This is a genomic window from Clostridium pasteurianum BC1 (assembly GCF_000389635.1).
GTDB lineage: Bacteria > Bacillota > Clostridia > Clostridiales > Clostridiaceae > Clostridium_I > Clostridium_I pasteurianum_A.
In genome coordinates, this window is record NC_021182.1 from 916,764 (window position 1) to 938,701 (window position 21,938).

Annotated in this window: 14 protein-coding genes; 5 read left to right on the plus strand and 9 right to left on the minus strand. The window is 32.4% G+C overall.

The window, feature by feature from the left end; genetic code table 11:
* Positions 1-13: 13 nt before the first annotated feature.
* The 4 genes from CLOPA_RS04280 to CLOPA_RS04300 all read left to right on the plus strand — a co-directional run bounded on the left by CLOPA_RS04280 (position 14) and on the right by CLOPA_RS04300 (position 8,784).
* Positions 14-781 (plus strand): TIGR03915 family putative DNA repair protein, encoded by a 768-nt coding sequence (locus CLOPA_RS04280; RefSeq protein ID WP_015614246.1) that lies wholly within the window; start codon positions 14-16, stop codon positions 779-781.
* Positions 782-1,021: 240 nt separating this feature from the next.
* Positions 1,022-4,546 carry an Ig-like domain-containing protein gene (locus CLOPA_RS23565; protein WP_015614247.1) on the plus strand — a complete coding sequence of 1,175 codons (3,525 nt, stop codon included), beginning with the start codon at positions 1,022-1,024 and terminating at the stop codon, positions 4,544-4,546.
* 195 nt (positions 4,547-4,741) lie between these two features.
* Positions 4,742-5,068 (plus strand): hypothetical protein, encoded by a 327-nt coding sequence (locus CLOPA_RS04295; protein ID WP_015614248.1) that lies wholly within the window; start codon positions 4,742-4,744, stop codon positions 5,066-5,068.
* Between the two features lie 494 nt (positions 5,069-5,562).
* Positions 5,563-8,784, plus strand: a complete 3,222-nt coding sequence (locus CLOPA_RS04300) for a GH32 C-terminal domain-containing protein (protein ID WP_015614249.1) — start codon at positions 5,563-5,565, stop codon at positions 8,782-8,784.
* Positions 8,785-9,040: 256 nt separating this feature from the next.
* On the opposite strand, the gene CLOPA_RS23570 is transcribed toward CLOPA_RS04300, so the two are convergent.
* From CLOPA_RS23570 to CLOPA_RS24140, 9 genes are all read right to left on the minus strand, one after another.
* Entirely contained in the window at positions 9,041-10,093 is a 1,053-nt protein-coding gene (locus tag CLOPA_RS23570; RefSeq protein ID WP_015614250.1) for a L,D-transpeptidase family protein, read from the minus strand.
* 196 nt (positions 10,094-10,289) lie between these two features.
* Positions 10,290-12,695 (minus strand): ABC transporter substrate binding protein, encoded by a 2,406-nt coding sequence (locus CLOPA_RS04310; protein ID WP_015614251.1) that lies wholly within the window; start codon positions 12,693-12,695, stop codon positions 10,290-10,292.
* Between the two features lie 331 nt (positions 12,696-13,026).
* Positions 13,027-15,276, minus strand: coding sequence for a sensor histidine kinase (locus CLOPA_RS04315; protein ID WP_242834262.1), 2,250 nt, complete (start codon positions 15,274-15,276; stop codon positions 13,027-13,029).
* Between the two features lie 469 nt (positions 15,277-15,745).
* Positions 15,746-17,017, minus strand: a complete 1,272-nt coding sequence (locus CLOPA_RS04320; RefSeq protein ID WP_015614253.1) for a M14 family metallopeptidase — start codon at positions 17,015-17,017, stop codon at positions 15,746-15,748.
* A gap of 222 nt (positions 17,018-17,239) precedes the next feature.
* Positions 17,240-18,406, minus strand: a complete 1,167-nt coding sequence (locus CLOPA_RS04325) for an aminotransferase class I/II-fold pyridoxal phosphate-dependent enzyme (protein ID WP_015614254.1) — start codon at positions 18,404-18,406, stop codon at positions 17,240-17,242.
* A 491-nt stretch (positions 18,407-18,897) separates the two neighbouring features.
* Positions 18,898-19,137 carry a DUF2922 domain-containing protein gene (locus CLOPA_RS04330; RefSeq protein ID WP_015614255.1) on the minus strand — a complete coding sequence of 80 codons (240 nt, stop codon included), beginning with the start codon at positions 19,135-19,137 and terminating at the stop codon, positions 18,898-18,900.
* 85 nt (positions 19,138-19,222) lie between these two features.
* Positions 19,223-19,447 carry a DUF1659 domain-containing protein gene (locus CLOPA_RS04335; RefSeq protein ID WP_015614256.1) on the minus strand — a complete coding sequence of 75 codons (225 nt, stop codon included), beginning with the start codon at positions 19,445-19,447 and terminating at the stop codon, positions 19,223-19,225.
* 360 nt (positions 19,448-19,807) lie between these two features.
* Positions 19,808-20,134 (minus strand): phage holin family protein, encoded by a 327-nt coding sequence (locus CLOPA_RS04340; protein WP_431602572.1) that lies wholly within the window; start codon positions 20,132-20,134, stop codon positions 19,808-19,810.
* A gap of 277 nt (positions 20,135-20,411) precedes the next feature.
* Positions 20,412-20,576, minus strand: coding sequence for a YvrJ family protein (locus CLOPA_RS24140; RefSeq protein ID WP_015614258.1), 165 nt, complete (start codon positions 20,574-20,576; stop codon positions 20,412-20,414).
* 294 nt (positions 20,577-20,870) lie between these two features.
* Here CLOPA_RS24140 and galU point away from each other — a divergent pair, with 294 nt between their 5' ends.
* On the plus strand, positions 20,871-21,833 hold the full coding sequence (gene galU / locus CLOPA_RS04350; protein ID WP_015614259.1) for a UTP--glucose-1-phosphate uridylyltransferase GalU: 963 nt from the start codon (positions 20,871-20,873) through the stop codon (positions 21,831-21,833).
* Positions 21,834-21,938: the final 105 nt, after the last annotated feature.

The following is a 21,938-nucleotide window of genomic DNA, read 5'->3' on the forward strand; positions in this document are numbered from 1 at the left end:
AATTATAGATAAAATGCTTAGTGAATCAAATATTATTTATCAATATGATGGAAGCTTTGACGGATTGCTGTGCTGTGTATTTGAAAGTTATGATAAAAAAGAAATCCCCATGGATATTATTCTGCCCAGCGCATCTCAAACTTTACTACTTCCCATAAAGGAAATTTCAACGGATTTGCAGAAATCCACTAGAGTTTTTAGTTCCATACCTAAAAAAATGGGCATTGCTGCCCTGGATTTTGTGCATCGCGCCTTCTTAACTTGCCTTTTGCAAAAGGAATTATACATACTTTTGTTTCTTCGTAGAGGCTATCGTTACGGAAGTAAAGTAATGGATATGCTTACTGACGATGTAGTAAACAGACTATTTAAGGCAGTGAAACATTTGAATAACGAAAGTCACTTACTTAAGGGGTTTATTCGTTTTTCTGTTTTTAAGGGTGGGCTAGTGGCGGAAATAGAGCCTAAAAATTATGTGTTGCCATTACTGGTACAGCACTTTTGCCAGAGATATCCGGAGGAACACTTTTTAATTTATGATAAAACCCATGGTATGGCGCTAATATATAAGCCACATAAGCCTTCTATTATTCCCATTGAAGATCTTAAGATTCCAGAACCAGATGAGGAGGAATTGCATTTTCGTAAACTGTGGAGGCTTTTTTATAATACCATTGAGGTGGAAGGGCGTCATAATCCAAAGTGCCGCATGAGTCATATGCCAAAGCGTTACTGGAAATATATGACAGAGTTTGGCGCTGGTGAAAAGTTTCTTCCGTGAATATGAGGCTTGTGAAGATAATTATCTGGTAAAAGATACTGAATAATTATTTATTTGTCATGCTTAAAAGCTTAGATAAACAGAGTTCATGGTATCAGGTGAAGTTTTTATTCTATGTGATGCTTAGAAATGGATAAATTTTCAATGAAATTTAATAAAATTATAATATGAATTTTGTGATAATTTTATGTATAATGTACTTAATATACTATTTTTTATAAATGTAATAGGGGTGAATAAATGAGAAAGAGTAATCGATTTAAATTTTTAAGAATATTAGCAGTAGTGATAAGTTTTCTTATGATTTCACAACCAGTTTTTGCCAGCACCACTGGAAATCAAAATTATAAGTACATGGAGGACAGTAATATTTTACCTGTACTTAGCAGCAGTGGTGTTACAAAATTGGGGGATGTAGAAGCTAATAAGCAGTTAAGTATAACAATAGGATTAAAATTTCGAAATAAGGATCAGCTGCAACATAAAATTAAAGCAGCACATGACGCTGGTAAAGCTGGGAGAGTAGTAAGTGCCCAGGATATGAATAATAATTTTCTACCTAGCAAAAGTGCAAATAACACGGTTATTGAATTTTTGAAAAACAGTGGATTAAAAATTACTAAAACTTACAATAGCCATATGACAATTAAAGCCACTGGCTCTGTACAGGATATAGAAAAGGCATTTAAAGTAAAGCTAAATTATTACTCTAAAGATGGAGTAGAGTTTTTGGCTAATAGCACCCAGCCACAACTACCAGATGATATAGTAGGATTGGTGCAAAATATTTCTGGTCTCAATAATTTTAAGCTTAAACCATCATCATCTTACAATAAACAAATAAAGTCTCAATCATTAAGTACATCATCCTTTACCCCACAACAATTACAAAAAGCATATGATTTTACATCTGCTTATGCAAATAATGTTAATGGCAAGGGTATCAAATTAGCTATAGCATCTTATAATTCTTTTAATAAAAGTGATATAGATAATTTTCTTAATACTTTTGACATTAAAGGAACTAATGCTATTACTACTATAAATGTGGGTGGTGTTCCGCAGTATGATGAAATTGGCTCTGAAGAAACTACAATGGACATAGAGTGTGCCCTATCAAGTGCTCCAGGAGCACAATTACTTGTTTATGATGGAGTTAATGCAGATACAGCTACAGAAACGGATTTGTTTACACAAATCGTAGATGATGGACAAGCTAACGTAGTAAGTTATTCTTGGGGAAGTGAAGAGCAATACTTTAGCCCTTCTGAGTTAGCTGAAATGAACAATTTATTTATGGCTGGTGCAGCAAAGGGAATTACTTTTGTAGTAGCTTCAGGGGACTATGGAAGTAATGTTATTAATTATCCAGCATCAGACCCTTATGTTACGGCTGTTGGAGGAACAACGTTAAAAATAAATAATAGTTCCGGGGAAATTTCCAGTGAAACAGGTTGGGGTGTGGATGGTTACGGATATGGTAGTGGAGGCGGCAGCAGCTCATTTTTTTCAACACCATCATGGCAGCAGGGAATAACACCTTTAAATAATGGACACAGAATGATTCCAGATGTTTCCCTTGATGCTGATCCTAATACCGGATATACTATTTATTCTAATGGAAACTGGTATCAGTATGGAGGTACCAGTGCGGCTGCTCCAGAATGGGCTGCTATATTTGCTTTAGTTAACCAGAGTAGAGAAAGTAAAGGCCTAGGTACTATAGGACTCGCAAATTCAAGATTGTATTCATTGGCCAATCAATCAGTATTTCATGATATTGTTAGTGGATCAAATGGCGAATATTCCTCTTCACTAGGTTATGATATGGTGACCGGGTTAGGGTCAGTCGATGTGTGGAAATTGGTTAGTGCCTTATCAGATGTTAATACAGAAAATTATACTGTTACCTATAATGGAAGTGGCGGCAATGGTGGAAGTGTACCTGTTGATAGTAAAGCATATGCTTCAGGGGAAACAGCAATTGTATCTGGTAATGTAGGTAATCTTGTAAAAACAGGTTATAGATTTGCAGGATGGAATACAGCACCAGATGGAAGCGGTATAGATTATTCACCTAATAGTATTTTTACTATGGGAAATTCTAGTGTAACATTATATGCAAAATGGAATTCTATTTATCCAGTTGCAGGCTGTATAGATACTCCCTCAGAGGGACAGACCATAAGTGGCATCAATATGATTAATGGGTGGTTTCTTGATGGAAATGGAGTAAAAAAGGTAGAAGTACTGGTAGATGGAACAGTGGTTGGAACAGCCAGCTATGGAGATGGAAGATTGGATGTGGCAAGGGTATATCCAACCTATAACAACGGAAACAGCGGCTATCACTATAGTCTAGATACAACTAAGCTTACTAATGGAAGGTATACCATAGTAATAAGGGAAACGGGAAACAATAATTTACAGACCAATTTAAGTGGAAGAAATATAACAGTGGCTAATCCAGTAATAGGCTGTATAGATACCCCTTCAGAGGGACAGGCCATAAGCGGAAGCAGCATGATTAATGGCTGGTTTCTGGATTCCACAGGAGTAAATAAAATAGAAGTGATTGTGGATGGAAACGTAGCTGGAACAGCCAGCTATGGAGATGGAAGATTGGATGTGTCAAAGGTATATCCATCCTATAACAACGGAAACAGTGGCTATCACTATAATCTTGATACCACAAAGCTAAAGGATGGAAAGCATACTATAGTGATAAGAGAAACAGGCAACAATAATTCTCAGACCAGTTTAGGGGGAAGAAACATAACAGTATCAAATAATCCCGTAGGCTGTATAGATACTCCATCAGAGGGACAGACCATAAGTGGCAGCAATATGATTAATGGGTGGTTTCTTGATGGAAATGGAGTAAAAAAGGTAGAAGTACTGGTGGATGGAACATTAGTAGGAACAGCCAGCTATGGAGATGGAAGATTGGATGTGTCAAAGGTATATCCATCCTATAACAACGGAAATAGCGGCTATCACTACAGTCTTGATACAACTAAGCTTACTAATGGAAGACATACCATAGTAATAAGGGAAACGGGAAATAATAATTCCCAGACCAATTTAAGTGGAAGAAATATAACAGTGGCTAATCCAGTAATAGGCTGTATAGATACCCCTTCAGAGGGACAGGCCATAAGCGGAAGCAGCATGATTAATGGCTGGTTTCTGGATTCCACAGGAGTAAATAAAATAGAGGTGCTGGTGGATGGAACAGTAGTAGGAACAGCCAGCTATGGAGATGGAAGATTGGATGTGTCAAAAGTATATCCATCCTATAACAACGTAAACAGCGGTTATCACTATAATCTTGATACCACAAAGCTAAAGGATGGAAGACATACCATAGTAATAAGGGAAACAGGCAACAATAATTCTCAGACCAATTTAGGGGGAAGAAACATAACAGTATCAAATAATCCCGTAGGTTGCATAGATACGCCTTCAGAGGGACAGACCATAAGTGGCAGCAATATGATTAACGGTTGGTTTCTTGATGGAAATGGAGTAAAAAAGGTAGAGGTGCTGGTGGATGGAACAGTAGTAGGAACAGCCAGCTATGGAGATGGAAGATTGGATGTGTCAAAAGTATATCCATCCTATAACAACGTAAACAGCGGTTATCACTATAGTCTAGATACAACTAAACTTACTAATGGAAGACATACCATAGTAATAAGGGAAACAGGAAATAATAATTCCCAGACCAGTTTAAGTGGAAGGAACATAACAGTATCAAACTAGTGCACAACTGGTAAATATTACACCACTGGAGTGCAATACTGTGTGATTTTGGTAAATAATGGGCCCCTGAGGTGCAATAATGCAGCTCAGGGGTATTTTCTATGAACAAATCTAAAATTAGGATGAACTTTTTGAGAATTTTAGATATAATATACTTATTGGTGTTTTTAGAAATGCAAATTGGGGGCGAAGTGTGTGATAACAGATGGAGAATTAAAAGAACTAAACAGATCCATAATAAAATTACTATTGAAGATGCGTCGACCAGTTAAGGATTTAGAATTGGCAGATACAGAATTAAAAAAGGGAGAAAAATTTATCTCCTATATTGGATATAGATTTTATTGCTTTCATTTACAGTCTTTTTATATAAAAAAGTTTAAAGAAATAGAATTTAGATATGCTATACCGGAAAGTGTGAAGCAATGTGGTAAGAGTTTTATTGGCAGAAATGGCAAATTTATGCTTTATGCAGATGAAGCACAATTATTAGAAATAAGAGAAGTATTACAGGGAAATTGAATAAAGTTTATTATGAGCAGCATTTTAGTAATATTACGAATTTTATTTATTCTTAGAACAATAAAAACGAAATCCAAAAGGGGTTCGTTTTTTTATTTCTTTAAAAGATTGTGAAATCTTTGCAATATATAATAAACTTATGTATCAAAATTGAAGAAATATCCTTAAAATTGTATCAAGAATATAATACAGTATTTGAAAAGTAAAATAGAGTGTATTATTTACATTGAATAAAATTCAAAAATACGTTGATTTTACTCAATATAATTTTGATACATATATGTGGCATAGAAATTGCTGGATTATATAGATAGAAATAAAAGTAGATTGGTGGTGATTGATGTAAACGTTTATATGGCGTAGACATAAATATTTGACTTACATCTGGCTCTGTTACCAATGAATTTTACTGAGGGAAGTTTAGTTTTACGACACAGTTGAATTACTTGTACGACTTAATTAAAAAAATATAAATTTATAGGGGGAATTTTTTAATGAAAAAAAAGTTTAAGAGTGTATTTAGTTTTTTTATATGCTTCGCCATGTTTTTAACTACTGGTATTACAGTATCACCTGTAGTAACAAAGGCAGAAACAGCTACCTTTATCACTAGACAAGATTTTATAAATGGTAATTTTGGAAATACAGACAATGGTGTTGAACTTTTAAAAAATAATGGTGACAATGCTGGCGTTACTAGTACATACGGCACAACATTCACCTATGAGGCAGATGTTAATCTTGAAGATGGGCCTTCAGCAGCGCTAACCTTTGGAGTAGCAAATAAGGACAACCCATCCAGTGGAGTATGGTATGGTGTTAATATCAATAAAACAGAGGGATATTCATACTCTCAAAACGATAATGTAACTGGTGTAATAAGATTATTTAAGGTTATTCCTGGGCAACCTCTTGGATTCAATGAAGTAGCAGCGCTTACAGATGCTCAGAAGGCAAAAAATACTTTCCATTATAAAGTAACTGTGGACAGCAATAAAAACATTAAGTTCTATTTAGATGGCAACCTTGTACTTATGCAAAATGATCCAAGTTGGACAGGCGGAAATGTAGGTATTTTAACCTATAATACTAAGGCTACCTTTAGCAATGTTAGATTTAGTGACAGTGCAGTAGATAATGATGAAAATGGATTTTTAACTAATTTGACAAATATTCAGGCAGTAAAGGCTGGAACCTGGAACAAGACTAATGAGGGATTATATTCACTGGGAAGAGGAGATAATTTTGCTATATCACAGACTACAGGAACAGATTTTACTTATCAAAGTGATGTAACTCTGCCATCTACAGGAGCAGCATCCTTAGTGTTCAGATCAAATGACAACGGTTCCAGTTCCTATGTGGCTAATGTAGACAAGGGCGCTGGCATGGGTAAACTATTTAAATTTGTAAATGGCGCAGCTACTGTTTTAAGCGAATTTAGGCTAGCTTCTACAAAGGATACTTATAATTTGAAGGTGAAGGCAATAGGTTCACATATAGAGTACTATATTGATGGTTCACTTGTGGCAAATTGCAGCGACGGCAGTTTAAGTTCCGGAAAATTTGGAGTATTGACTTATAGTGGAGCAGAAATATATCAAAATTTAAATAAATATGACATAAATGCTGCAACTTATCCTAAACTAACAGATCTTCAGATTAATGGGATAAATTTAGAACCAGCATTTAATGAAAACATATACTCATATAATACTACTATAGATTATGCAACAGATAAAATAAGTATAAAACCTGTGGCAGTTAATTCTAGTACTGTAAATGTAAGAGTTTTGGACAGTAAAGGCTCTGAGGTATTTAATAATACAGTCCAAAACAATACTTTTAATGAAATTGCCATTCCTGTGGGACTGAATAAAGTCTATGTAACTGCTAAGGATTCAGATAATAATGAAAGCACATATTTAGTACAAGTTAAGAGAGAACAGGATCCAAGCTCCTATTATTCAGAGGAGTATAGGCCACAGTTTCACTATTCAGCAAAGGAAAATTGGGTAAATGATCCTAATGGTATGGTTTACTATGAAGGAGAATATCATTTATTCTATCAATATTATCCTTATGGTAAAGAATGGGGTCCTATGCACTGGGGACATGCAGTAAGTACAGATCTAGTTCACTGGACAGAACTTCCTATTGCTCTTTATCCAGATAATATTGGAGCTATATTCTCTGGCTCTGCAGTAGTAGATGAAAATAATACCACAGGTTTCTTCACTAATACTCCGGAGAAAAAAGGCTTGGTTGCAATTTACACTACTGATAATAGTGGGGTACAGCAGCAGAATATTGCCTACAGCACTGATAAGGGAAGAACCTGGACTAAATATACTGGAAATCCTGTTATAAAAACTGCTGATGATCCTTTAAAGGATATTGCCAACGGTGCCTTCAGAGACCCAAAGGTATTTTGGGATGAAGATGCTAAAAAGTGGATTATGGTAGCTGCTGGAGGCCCACTTAGATTTTTCTCATCTTCAGATCTTAAAAACTGGACACCAGAAGCAATGCAGCCAGAAATTCAAACTGAATGCCCTGATATCTTCAAACTTAATGTGGAAGGAACAAATGAATCAAAATGGGTACTAAGTGAAGGTGGAAGATACTATAGAATTGGTGATTTGAAACAGGTAAATGGAAAATTGACCTTTGTATCAGAATCAGATAGAATTCCAACAAATTTTGGTAAAGACTCTTATGCGGCACAGACTTACAACAATACTCCTGATGGCAGAAGGATTATGATTAACTGGATGAACACCTGGGATAACTATTGTAATGCGCTGTCAGCTATTACAGACCCATATAATGGTTCTTTCACTTTGCAGCATGAATTGAAATTGAAGAAAAATGGAGATGGACAGATTAGATTAGTTCAGGAGCCTATAAAAGAATACAACAGTTTACGCTTAGCTCCTACAGTAATAGAAAACGCTACTGTCAGTGCTACTGGCAATATACTTCAAGGGGTTACAGGTAAACAGACTGAAATTGATGCTGAATTTACACCAGGAGCGAATACTACAGATGTGGGCTTTAAGCTTAGAGTAGGCAACAATCAGGAAACTGTGGTAAATTACAATATAGCAAGTAAAAAGGTATCCATTGACAGAAGTAAATCAGGAAAGATACCAACAGAAAATGGCAATAGATACTATGAAAGTGATTTGTTTAAGGCTTTAGAAACTGGAGATATGAGTATGACTGCAGATGGTAAAATCAAACTTAGAATCTTCCTTGACTGGTCTTCTATAGAGGTATTTGGCAATGATGGAGAAGTAACCGGGGCTTCACTTATATTCCCAGATGACACAAGCACTGGTATGGAAACGTACTCAAAAAATGGAGATTCAAAGGCTAATATTACTCTATATCCAATCAATAGCATATGGAAAAGTGATGCAACTACGTTAAAAATAAATGCAGAAGACGCCGGCAATGGTAAAAAATCATTAAATGAAGCAGAATTTAAACTCTATGACCTTAATGGAAATGCTATAGGAACTGACAAAATTGAAACTAATTCAAAGGGTCAGGCTACTGCAGCAAATTTAGCACCAGGTAAATACGTACTAAAGGAAATAAAGGCTCCGAAGGGACCCTATGAGCTGGATAAAAATTGGAGCCAGCAAGTAGACTTGACAAAAGGCAGTCAAACTATAACTATAGAAAGTTCTAAATATAAAAAGAAGTAATTATTTTACCAATTTTTACACCCCTGGGGCGGTGATTTTGGAATGTAAATTTCCAATTTTTACACCCCAGGGGTGCTTTTAGTAATTTTATTTTTCCATGTAAAATATTGAACAATCTAAATTATAACATATCTGAAAATAAAAATTGTGAAATAAAGAGCTATTGATTATAATTTAAGTCAACCCATCACGCTAATATAGAGCAAGGAAGAAATACTATTGAAGTAAGAAGAAGTATCAATAATTTTTTGAAGCATCAAAAATTTGACAATTGATTTTTTACTCCCATTATAATAATTGGATTTTGAGAAGGATTTAACCATTTTAGAAAACTAATAAGTGTTTGTTGGTCAGTTGCTACGCAGCCAGCGGTACCGTGACCAGATCCTCCCCATACGTGGAAGAATATTGCGCTTCCCATGTAGGGTGTCCTGCTGCTGTTATAATCTATTACTGCGGCATAATTATAACTTGCTATGTTAAGACGTTCTGCTGAACTAAAGCCTCCGGAGCCTCTTTTATATTGGTTATAATAACTGGAGTTACTATCATCTACCCAGTAGTCATTATCATTAACTTGTTTATAGGTGTAGTTTACTCCTGGATTTGGCAATCTCCCAAACATCATGCTGGCAAATCCAAACTTACCTGAGGGAGTTCTCGTGTCACCTTCTCTCTTCTGACCTAATGGTGCAAAACCATTTGCTCCTACATTTATAGGGAAAGGATTTAATGCTCTTTGCCATACTCCATTTGATTTTTGAAAGGTTTCACAAGTTCCACTTATTTGACCATAGCTATTTGTATAAACAACAACTACCTGATTGGAGTTTCCTGTATTTAGAAAATTTACTATATAATTTTGTTGTACTGGTGGGGTTGGAGCAGCTTCTTGTGACTGAACTATTATAGGCTTAGCTGAATTATTGGCTGTAGATGCAGATTGTTGTTTTTGTGAATTTTGCCGGGCAGCTTTTTGTTCTTGTTCTTTCTGTTTTTCTTGTTCTGATTGTTTTTGTTTTTCTTCTTCAGCTTGTGATTTTTGTGCTGCTAGTTTTTCTTGCTCCTGTTTTTGTTGTTTTGCCAGCTTAACTTGCTCTAATTTATTATCTGCTTCATCCTTTTCATTTTTTTGCTGTTCCAATTTATTTTTTGTAGACAATTCAGCAGCATGCGCAGTTTCAGCAGACTGATTTTTTGCATATTGAGAATAAGCGACTCCTGAAACTAGTAGGATAATAAATATAGAAAAAATAGTTATAAATTTTAAAGTTATTAATGATTTTATAAATTTAATTCTTAATTTCATTGTGTTATCATCCTTTCTTTTTTTATTACTACAATTTAATACTGCTTGTCCAACATATGAACTTCAGCACCTCATCAAATATTTGTTAAGTCTTGATTGCTACATAAGAGGAATATAACCTAGGGGTGTAATTCTTTCCAATTTTAATTTTCAACTTGCGAGAGTTTGTTTAGTCCTTTTCTTAGTAGCCAAAGAATCATACATATATATCCGAAAGCTCTATTTTAATTTTTTCTATATTGCTATGGTCTGCAAATTTCTCTTCATTGTTACAATTTTCATCACCTTTTAGCAGCTTTACGGGAAGGGTTATTTTAAATTCACTTCCTTTATTTGGAGCACTCTCTAACTCAATTATTCCATTATGCAAAACCACTAGTTCTTTCACTAAGGAGAGACCTATGCCACTGCCTTCTGAACCTCTTGATAAAGATTTATCCACTTGAACAAATTTTTTAAATATTGAAGCTTGCTTATCAGGAGGTATTCCTATCCCTGTGTCCTTTACGGAAATAACTATGTTGTCTACTTTATCCTGTATATTAACTTCTATGCTTCCGCCAGGAGGTGTAAATTTTATTGCATTGGATAATAAATTAAGTATAATTCTTTCTATAGCATCTGAATCAAAAGCCATAACTTTTTCTTCAATGTCTGTGTCAAAAGTAATATTAATATCTTTGCTTTTTACATAATCAACAGTAGACATTACAGTATTTTCTAAAGTAAAGACTATATCATCATTTTTAAAGTGCGTAGAAAAATTACCTGAATCGATCTTTGTTATATCTATAAGGTTATTAATAATTCTAAGCAATCTATAACAGTTTAGTTTCATTATATCTATATATTTTTCTGAAGTTTCATCTTTACCTTCAGTAGTTCTATTTTTAAGTTCTATAATTTGAAGAGCACTGAAAATTAAATTTAAGGGAGTTTTAAATTCGTGAGAAATATTAGAAAAAAAGTTGGTCTTTAATTCATCGTAGTATTTTAACTCCTTAATAAGTTTTTTATTTTTCTCATTTAGTTTATGCTCAGTTATATCACGACCTAATAACATCAATCCTTTACGGCTTCCGTCTTCGTTAAATAGAGGAATTCTCAAGGTATCATAAATTTTATTAGTTTCTTCTCTTCTATTTAGAATAACTTCTTTAGTTCTATATATAGTTCCTGTTTCCCATGTTTTTCTATCGTTGGTTTCAAATTCATCAAGTAAATCTTCGTTAAAATATGGAGATGTATTTATATCATTCATATTAATATTTTCATAATCATCTCTGCTAATGTTTAAGAGGCGGAGAGCAGCGTCATTTATTTCCAGAAAAATTCCTTTATCATTTTTAAAATAAATTATATCAGGAGTAGAATTTATTAATGTATTTAGCAGGTTTTCATTATCGGACAGCGAATTTTCAGCAAGTCTGCGCTTGTATATATTAAAAATTATTAAAAACATTTGTAAAGCAATTATAAATATGATAATAGAAGCAGCAATGGGGAAAAACATGTTTTTATAAATATTAAAATAATCTATAGGTGCATTGCGTATTATTGATCCTTTGGGCAGAGATTTTAGGTCAATGCCAAATTTTTTTAATTGCAGGTAATTAAATTCATAGTTATGGGCGGTGTCTTCTGTAACAGGTATACTGGAAGGCCTTTCACCATTTAATATCATTAAAGCTAAATCACCTATACTACTCCCATAACTATCTGCGTATGTAAGCATACCGCCTATGCTTTGATTATTTATATATGAGCTTGCTCTGCAGTAAATAGGTATGCGAGAATCTTTAAAGAGTATATCTGCAGCTGATGACTGTGAGATTACTTTGTCGCTGATGCCTTTATAGGCATCAGCAGTTGCACTAAAATAGATAACAGTATCTTTAGGTAAGTTATTTATTTCTTTTTTTAATTTAAAGATATCACTTTCATCAGAAAATAAGAAATTAATTTTGTTTTTATATAGAGGTATTAAACTTTCAACAAGTTTTTTATGATAAATTCCAAATTGAGTTTTATCTGTGATTACAAATATTTGTTTAGTTTTTGGATGAAGACTCAAAGCTACATCAAGAGTACTTTTGATATCCGGATTCTTTGTTATTCCAGTATAGTTCGAATGACCCTTAACCAAAGAAGTGTCAAAAGAAGGTACTCCACTAAATACAACAGGGGTATTGGGGAATAATTTGTCTCCATAATTAAGCATAAATTTAAAGGCATTATCATTCATATCATCTAAAGTGATGACAGCATCAAATTTTGTATTCTCATATTTAACTTTATACAGATTATAAAGCTGCTGGGAATAGGTATCCCCCAAGTTATTATTGTAATCCATATATTCAATTGCAACATTTATATTTTTTTTACTTTTTATAAATTTTGAATTTATTGATGATATTATTGTATTTTCAAAACTCATTGACTCAGTGCCATTGGTAAAATTATTATAATTTTTGTTTGAATTTAAAATAAGTACATTTTTTTCAGTTTCATTTTCAGCATAAGCAGTACTTTGGAATAAAGAAAGAAAAATAGCAAAAGATATTAGAAAAATATATTGTTTTGTATGTTTAAAAATTTTCACAATAGTTAATACCCCCGTCTACATTAAGAATTATTTATCTTAATGTAATTTTATATCTAAATTTGTAGATTTTGTTATATTACATATGCATATATTCTACATAAAATATAAAATTCCTTTTTTAGAAAGTTTAGTCTGTGTAGATTTAACATAAAAAAATGCTTATGGAATCTCATAAGCAAATGCTAAGAAATGAAGTATTAGGGATTAACTAAATAACTAAGTAAAAATCAGAAATATAAGTTAGCTGCATAGGTGTCTGACTGTACGCCAAGTAAATTAACCTAGGGATGTCATATGAGTCTCTGACTATGTATTAGTCCAGTTAATTTTAGTAATCATATATATCGGAAAACTCTATTTTAATTCTTTTAATTTTGCTATTATGTTTAATGATTGTATCATTTCTGCTGTTTTTATCTTCTTTTACTAGTTTCACTGGAAGGGTTATTTTAAATTCACTTCCTTGGTTTGGAGCACTTTCTAATTCAATAGTTCCACTGTGCAAAACTACTAGTTCCTTTACTAAGGAAAGGCCTATGCCGCTGCCTTCTCTGCTTCTGGATAAAGATTTGTCCACCTGAACAAACTTTTTAAATATTGAAGCTTGTTTATCCTTAGGTATTCCTATGCCTGTATCCTTTACAGAAATAACTATACTGTCCTTATTATCATGTATATTAACTTCTATACTTCCCCCAGTAGGTGTGAATTTTATTGCATTAGATAGCAAATTCAATATGATTCTTTCCATGGCATCCAGATCAAAAGCCATAACTTTTTCTTCAATTTCTGTATCAAAGGTAATATTTATACCTTTACTTTCTACATAGTCTACAATAGATGTTACAATATTTTCTATTATAAATACTATATCGTTATTTTCAAGGTGTGTAAAAAAATTACCAGAATTAATTTTTGTTATGTCTATAAGATTATCAATAATTCTAAGTAATCTATAGCAGTTTTGTCGCATTACAGCTGTGTATTTTTCTAAATCTTTATCTTCAAGAGTACGTCTATTCTTAAGTTCTATGATTTGAAGAGCACTAAAAATTAAATTTAGTGGAGTTTTAAGTTCATGAGAGATATTAGAAAAAAAATTGGTTTTTAATTCATCATAGTATTTTAACTCCCTAATAAATTTTTCATTTCTCTCATTTTGTTTATGTTGGGTTATATCACGACCTAGTAAAATTAATCCCTTAGGACTTTTATCTTCATTGAATAAAGGGATTCTCAAGGTATCGTAAATTTTATTTACGTTATCAACTTGATCCAGCATAAGTTCTTCCATTCTATACATAGTACCTAATTTCCAGGCTTTTTTATCATTTCTTTTTAATTTATCAAGCAGTTCTTTAGTAAAAATTGATATATCATTTAGTTTGTTCATATTGATATTTTTATAATCTTTTCTTGTAATGTTCAGCAGTTTCAAGGTTGCATCATTTATTTCAAGAAATTCATTTTTTTCATTTTTAAAATAAATTAAATCAGGAGTAGAATTTATCAATGTTTTTAGTAAACTTTCGTGATCTGACAGTAGTTTTTCAGCAAGTCTACGCTTAGATATATTAAAAATTATAAAAAGTGTTTCTAAAACAACTACAAATATGACAATAAGAATAAAAATACGTATAGCCATAGATTTATATATATCAAAATATCCAATAGGTTCATTGACTATTTTTGATCCTTTAGGTAAAGAGTTTATGTCAAGGTGAAATTTTTTTAACTGTGTGTAATTGAATTCATAGTTATGTGAGGCATCTTCCGTAACTGGTATATTGGAAGGTTTTTCTCCCTGTAATATTTTTAAAGCTAGTTTACCTATACTATTTCCATAACTATCAGCATATGTCATCATTCCACCTAGGCTTTGCTTGTTTGTGGATAAGCTTTCTCTGCTGTACATAGGTATATTGGAATCTTTAAAGAGTATATCTGCAGCTGTTGTAGCTGGAATTATTTTATTATTACTATCTTTAAAACTTGCATTTAAATAAATAACCGTATCTTCTGGTAAGCTATCTATCTCTTTTTTTAGTTTATTTATATCACTTTCCTCAGAAAATAAAAATTTAACTTTATCTTTATATAAAGGCATAAAGCTTTTAATAATATTTTTATTGGAAACCCCATATGCACTTTTATCTGTAATTACAAATACCTGTTTAGTTTTTGGGTGAAGTTTCAAAGCAACGTCAATGGTACTTTTTACATCAGAATTCTTTGTTATTCCTGTAAAGAGTGGATGATTATTAAGCAAAGACTTATCAAAAGAAGATACTCCCGAAAATATAATAGGGGTATTGGGAAATAATTCATTGCTATACTTAAGCATAAACTTAAAGGCACTATCATTCAAATCATCTATAGTAATTACAGCATCAAATTTAGTATTTTTATATTTAGTTTTGTATAAATTATAAATTTCCTGAAAGTATGTATCTTGAGAGACATTATTAAAGTCAAGGTATTGGAGGTTCACATTTATATTTTGCTTGCTATTTATAAAAACTGAATCTATAGAAGATAATATTGAATTATCCCAGGACATTGATTTATTTCCATCCATAAAATTACCATAATTTTCGTCTGAACTTATAATGAGTATGTTTTTTTCTGTTTCACCTTTTGCATAGACAGTATTTTGGCATAAATTAATAAAAACAATAAGAACTATTAGAAAAATGCAGTGTTTTATATATTTATACTTGAAAAAGCCCAAAATGGTTAATACCTCCGTGAAATTAAGAATTATTTGCTTTAGTATGGTCTTTAATTTCAGTTTATAGAATTGGATCCAATCAACTTAAATATATTCTACATAAAATACAAAAATCCTCTTTAATACATATAATTAAATGGATTAGTAAAGTAGTATAGATAAATATTTGAATAAAAGAGTTAGTATATAATATATTGCAAAAAGTATATTTAATAAAATATGTATACAATATATCCTATTGGTAGTAATGTTTAGAAATTTAGAAAATAAGCTGCCTTAAAATAAAATTTTGAGACAGCATGTGTATATAATTCATTTAGATAATAGATGCCAGCAGTAGCAATTCTTCATTGTCATTATATATTTCATTAAATTGACTTATTGGAAGTGGATTTCTTCCTCGACCAACCTCAATGGTATAGCCAGGTCTTCTAAAATCCTGAATAAACCAGTCCTTATAGCCTGAATAAGAGGTTATTCCTGAAGTTTCAGCTAGGGCATAGCCGCTTACATTTGAAAATTGATTACCTATTGGTAAGGATTCAGGGGGAGTAAGATTGGAGAATTGCCAGTATATAACTTCTCCTTGGCTGTGGTAAGCAATTACCAGTCTAAAATTATGAGATCTTGTAAAACTGACAACTGCTTTAGTTTCCGGTTCTGATTCTGGAGAAGGACCTGAATATCTTGTAGGACCTGGGCCAAATACTCCATAGCTGGCTTCAGCATCTTTTGATAATTGCCACAATGCATTGTAATTATGGTTTAAATCGACACCGTGATTATTGGCCTCCCAGTTCTGTGAAAAATCTGTGCTTCCTTTGTTCCACCTTATTAATTCATTATAGTAAGGATTACTTCTGGATAATCCATTAAGAACAAGATCAACTCCATCAGGGTTTACCATGGGCATTATATATATACTGCTTCTGTTCCAAATATCCCGTGGAGAGTATCCTCTTATATTTGTTCCATCTACATAGGCTTTAGAAAAATTTTCTATGAATTTAGTGAGCAGTGGGGTAGTAATCCATTCCAAAGCGTGATGAGAACCATTATAGAAAACCTCATTTGGTCCTGTCCCAAGCTTTACATAATAAAGTTCTCTTCCAAGCACACTTTTCCCTGCACTCCCAATGGTTATGAAGGGATATCTTGCCTTTAAGCCTCGAAGGTCACTGTCTAAAATATCATAAGTATAGTTTATATTTGTATCAACTACATCTATCCCATAGGTAACAACTATAGTAGTGCCAGGTATTAAATTAGAAGGATTTATACCAGGGTTTGCAGCAATAATTCTATCTACCTGAGTATAATATTTTCTGGCTATATTATACAGAGTATCTCCCGGTCTTATGGTATAAGTATAATAGCCCAGAATATATCTTTCCAGTAGTCTATAAGTGTCAGGACCGATGATTCCATCTGGAGTTAATCCATTATTTCTTTGAAAATTTTTTACCGCTGCTTCAGTTTGACTTCCGAATACTCCATCAATAGCACCGGGATTATAGCCTATTTTTTTTAATACTGCCTGTATTTTCATTACTTCTGTTCCACTAGAACCTAATTTATATATGGGCATATTGTGAACCACCTTAACATTAATTATCAATAGTATTTTATGCTGGAAATTACTATGAGGTGTTAGATTAGAAACTGTCAAATATGCTTTAATGAATATAGGATAATTTCCAAAAAAAGGGGGGAATGGTAGTTGCAATTTAAACTTATGAGAAGATTGCAAACTAAAAATGGAAAAATCTACACCCCTGGGGTGTAAATTTTTCCATTTATTAATTTGTTTTTAGATTTCCAATATTCCACTAAGCTCAATGTTTTGTATTGCCTTAGCTATTTTTTCCTTATTTTGTACAAGGGCAAAACGTACAAAGCCTTCGCCATATTCTCCAAAGCTGCTGCCGGGAACTACAATAACTCCTGTTTTCTCCATGAGATCAAAAGTAAATTCCAGGGAAGATTTATATTTTGGAGGAATGGCAGCCCATACAAACATACTGCCTCCCGTGTTGTCAATAGGCCAGCCAATTTTATTTAATCCATTTACAAGGAGGTCTCTTCTTTCTCTGTAAGTATTTTTTACTAATTGGACATAATCCTGAGGGCCTTCCAAAGCTGAAATTGCAGCTTTTTGAAAGGGTAAAAACATTCCGTAGTCTACATGGGATTTTAAGGTTTTTAATTGGTTTATAATTTCTTTATTTCCAACCGCAAAGGCAATTCTGCAGCCTGGTATGCTGTAAGTTTTAGATAGTGAGTTAAATTCTACGGCAATATCCTTAGCTCCAGGGATTGACAAAAAACTACCGCCTTCTGTATCATCAAATACAAGCTCACTATAGGCATTATCATGAAGTATAATTATGTTATACTTTTTTGCGAAGGCTACAAGCTTCACATAAAAGTCATGAGGGGCTGTGGCTGCCGTTGGGTTATTGGGATAAGATAGCACCATAAGTTTTGCTTTTTTTGCTGTTTCTTCATCTATGGCGTTAAAGTTAATTAGATAATTATTTTCTTTTAACAAAGGTATTTTGACTATCTTTGCACCGGCAAGATAAGGTCCCACAGTAAAAATAGGATAGCCAGGATCAGGAGTTAATACTATGTCACCAGGATTAACCAGGGCTAAAGCTAATTCTGCAAAGCCACTTTGAGATCCAAGCAGTGATACTATTTCATCTTTTTCAAGGTTTACTCCATATCTTTTACCATACCATTTTTGTACTGAACTCAGTAATTCATCTGTATCATTTATAGAATATATGTAGTTCTCTATTTTACTTGATTCTTTAACTATTGTTTCAATAACATGAGGTGCTGGTGGTATATCTGGGGTACCAATGCTAAAATCTATCACTTGTGCACCTTCAGCTATGAGTTTATTTTTTTTGTCACTGAGCTGAGAAAATATAGCTGAAGTGAGTTTGTCCATTTTTTTAGAAAAAATCATTTTATTTTATGCCTCCATAAATTTATTATATTTTCAACCTATATTCGGCAAGTAATCATTATAAGCCTTCATACCACTAGATTTGTCTGTAAAAATTTTTCTTAAATAGAATTAAGCATTATGAAAGGTTTTCTGAATTACTTTCTGAATTGAAGTTCAGTAATAATAACATTATATAATATTTTGTATGTAAATGTCAGGGTAAAAATAAAGTACAAGAACTTGTATAAAAAATTTTCACAGGTTTTGAAATTTTAGGCATGTGAAAATAAATAGTAAGTCAAAGATGCGACAAATATTTTGAATCATACAAGGAAACAGGTTCTGATGATAGTGGGCTATCTGAGGGTTCTGTTGACGCAGTAGGATTCAAAATAGGCTAGCATACTGACTAGTTATTTATTTGAATATGCCTTATGTTATTTTACATAATTAGGTTAAAATACAATAGCCCTGCATTTTCAGCAGGGCTAGAAGTTTTCATGTCAATATTAGTTAAGTCCAAAGCTTGCAGAAGAAGTAGTTACTAGCTTGGCATCTTTTTTCCCAGTTATATCTCCAGTTTTTGTGGAGAAAATTTTCTTTTGGATTATAAGATCCATTAGGCTGTTTACCTCTGCTTCAGTTACAGATGGTTGTCCATTTGCATCTTGCTTAACATTGTCTACTGATAATGAGAAGTATTTGCCATCTTCTTCAGTAGTAAATTTTAAAGTTAGTTTATGTGCCATTTACAATTCCTCCTTTCTTTATTATCTGTATTCTTTTGCAGAATTCTAATCCATATTATTATCTACGAAATTTACTTGGTGAGCTTTACTCATTAGTTAATAAACTGTTGTCCACTTTTTGAATTGTCTGTACAGGATAGTTAAGGATATTTCCAATAGCTGAAGCTACGTCATATATATCCTGTTCTGCAGCTGTAGTGGTTACAGCTCCGAGGTTTAATTTTTTGCTGGTGTCTTTTCCATTTGCATCTTTGCCTGTGTTTATTACTATAACTACAGAAGAAGAAACTTTAGTTAGTGCTGCTGCCATATTATCACCTCCTTTCTGTGCTTCTGACTATATATATGACGAAGAGAAATTTATTACAGAATAATTTAAAAATTTATTACAAGAATTATTTCTAACCTTGCAAGTAATTCCGCGATTCATTGAGAATACGTGATTTTTTATTACAAAAATTTTTACCAGTAATCCTAGCAATATGAAGGCTTGTAGGAACTACTTGCTAAATATGAGATTATAAATAAAAAAGAAAGCAAGACATTTTACAGTCTTACTTTCCTTCTTATTTTATTCTATGACTAGTTACTGTAATACTTCATCTCTAAAAATGAATACAATAACTACAAGTCTTTGAATAATTCATCTAAACTAAGATATGAATTTGGATTACATTGCTCTGCCAGGAATAACTGCATCTATTATTCCAATAACTATAGCTGCTAGTATTGCACCTATTATAGATGCATGCATATTTGGAACTATAAATTGTGTTAGATATATTATTATAGCAGAGATAATAAATCCCTTTAATCCTTTACCAAAAGGTGATGCATCAACTCCCATAAAAGATTCTATCAAATAATCTACTACAATTATTATAACTGCTGCTAGTAGAAATGACCATAATCCTCTAATTGAAAAGCCTGGTGTCAAAAATGATGTTACTGCTAAAACAATTGCTACTAATATCAATCTCCATACCCAGTGAAGCATGCCGCCACCTGAGCGGTCTCCTTTATTGTGATCTTCATTTTGTGCCATGAATAATTACCTCCTTTAAGTTAACTTAAAATTTTTATTTTTAATTTCACAAGCACCTAAATAGTAGATTTTATGAACATATAATTAGTATGCTCATTTTAATAAAAAATATTAAATAATAAATTTTAATAAAAAAATTTATTATTCAGTAAGGGTATAATCTTAATTGCAATTTATATTTGAGAAAATATTATAGAAATCAATATAAGAAGGAAGTAAGACTTGGGTCTTACTTCCTGTCCTGGTTTTTTATAACGGCAGCTATTTCTTCTTTTAATTCATGAATAGATTTGATTAGGGTATCAAGCTGTCCATTTAACTTAATGAGAAGAAATAGACTAACTGCTATGGGGAAACCAACGGTGTTTATGAGTTTGACTATTTCGTCATACATACTCTCAACCTCCCGTTATGCCGTTATGCTTAATATATATGATATTATAGACAATTTTTCAGAAAAATTAGAAATTTTATTTTTTAAAAATCTTATATATAAATTTGAAGATGGGGAAATTCTATTATTATATCGCTACAATTTATATATAAGTAAAATTTTTAATTAATATAAAAAATAAATTTTGAACAAATAGTTAAATAAATTTGAGATGCATGGAAATTATATGTTGAAAAATAATATATGCTGTAATAACATAAAAGTATAACTATTTTAGAGGGGGACAAATAGAATATGAGTAAAATAAGAAAGGCAGTAATACCAGCAGCAGGTCTTGGAACAAGATTTTTACCAGCTACAAAAGCCCAGCCAAAGGAAATGCTGCCAATAGTAGATAAACCAACCATACAGTACATAATAGAAGAAGCAGTGGCCTCTGGTATAGAAGAAATTCTTATAATTACAGGAAGAAATAAAAGATCTATAGAGGATCATTTTGATAAATCTGTAGAATTGGAATTAGAATTGGAAAGTCATAATAAGGTAGAATTACTAAAGATAGTAAAGGACATAACTAATCTGGCTAATATTCATTTTATAAGACAAAAAGAGCCTAAAGGACTTGGGCATGCTATTCATTGTGCAAAGAGTTTTGTGGGTGAAGAGCCTTTTGCGGTAATGCTTGGTGATGATGTAGTGGATGCTCAGGTACCATGCTTAAAGCAGCTTATAAATTGTTACAACGAATACAAAACATCTATTTTAGGGGTTCAGCAGGTAGAAAAAAATCAGGTGTCAAAATATGGAATAGTAAAAAATTTAAATATAGAAAGGGGAGTATATAAGGTAAAGGATTTGGTTGAAAAGCCAAGCGTGGAAGAAGCTCCTTCCAATATAGCAATCCTTGGAAGATATATACTAATGCCTGATATATTTGAAGTTTTGGAAAAAACTAAGCCGGGAAAAGGCGATGAAATACAGCTAACAGATGCATTGAAGAATCTCCTTGGGCATCAGGCTATCTATGCTTATGAATTCAAGGGAAGAAGATATGATGTAGGAGATAAATTTGGTTATTTACAGGCTACTGTGGAAATGGCACTAAAGAGAGAGGATTTGAGAGAACCTTTCATGAAATATTTAATAAATTTGTCTGACAAAGAGGGTTGGAGAAAACAAGATAGCAAAAACTATGATGAAATTGCAGCTGGCAAGGCAGATAGTATTAAGTCACATTTGCCTAAAAAAAGCAAATAGATATTATTTTAAACTTTAGCAATGTGAATTTCATGGGATTATGTTGATCTTCACATTGTTTTTTTGTTGCTCAAAAGGTTAAAATATATAGTATGAAATAAGAAT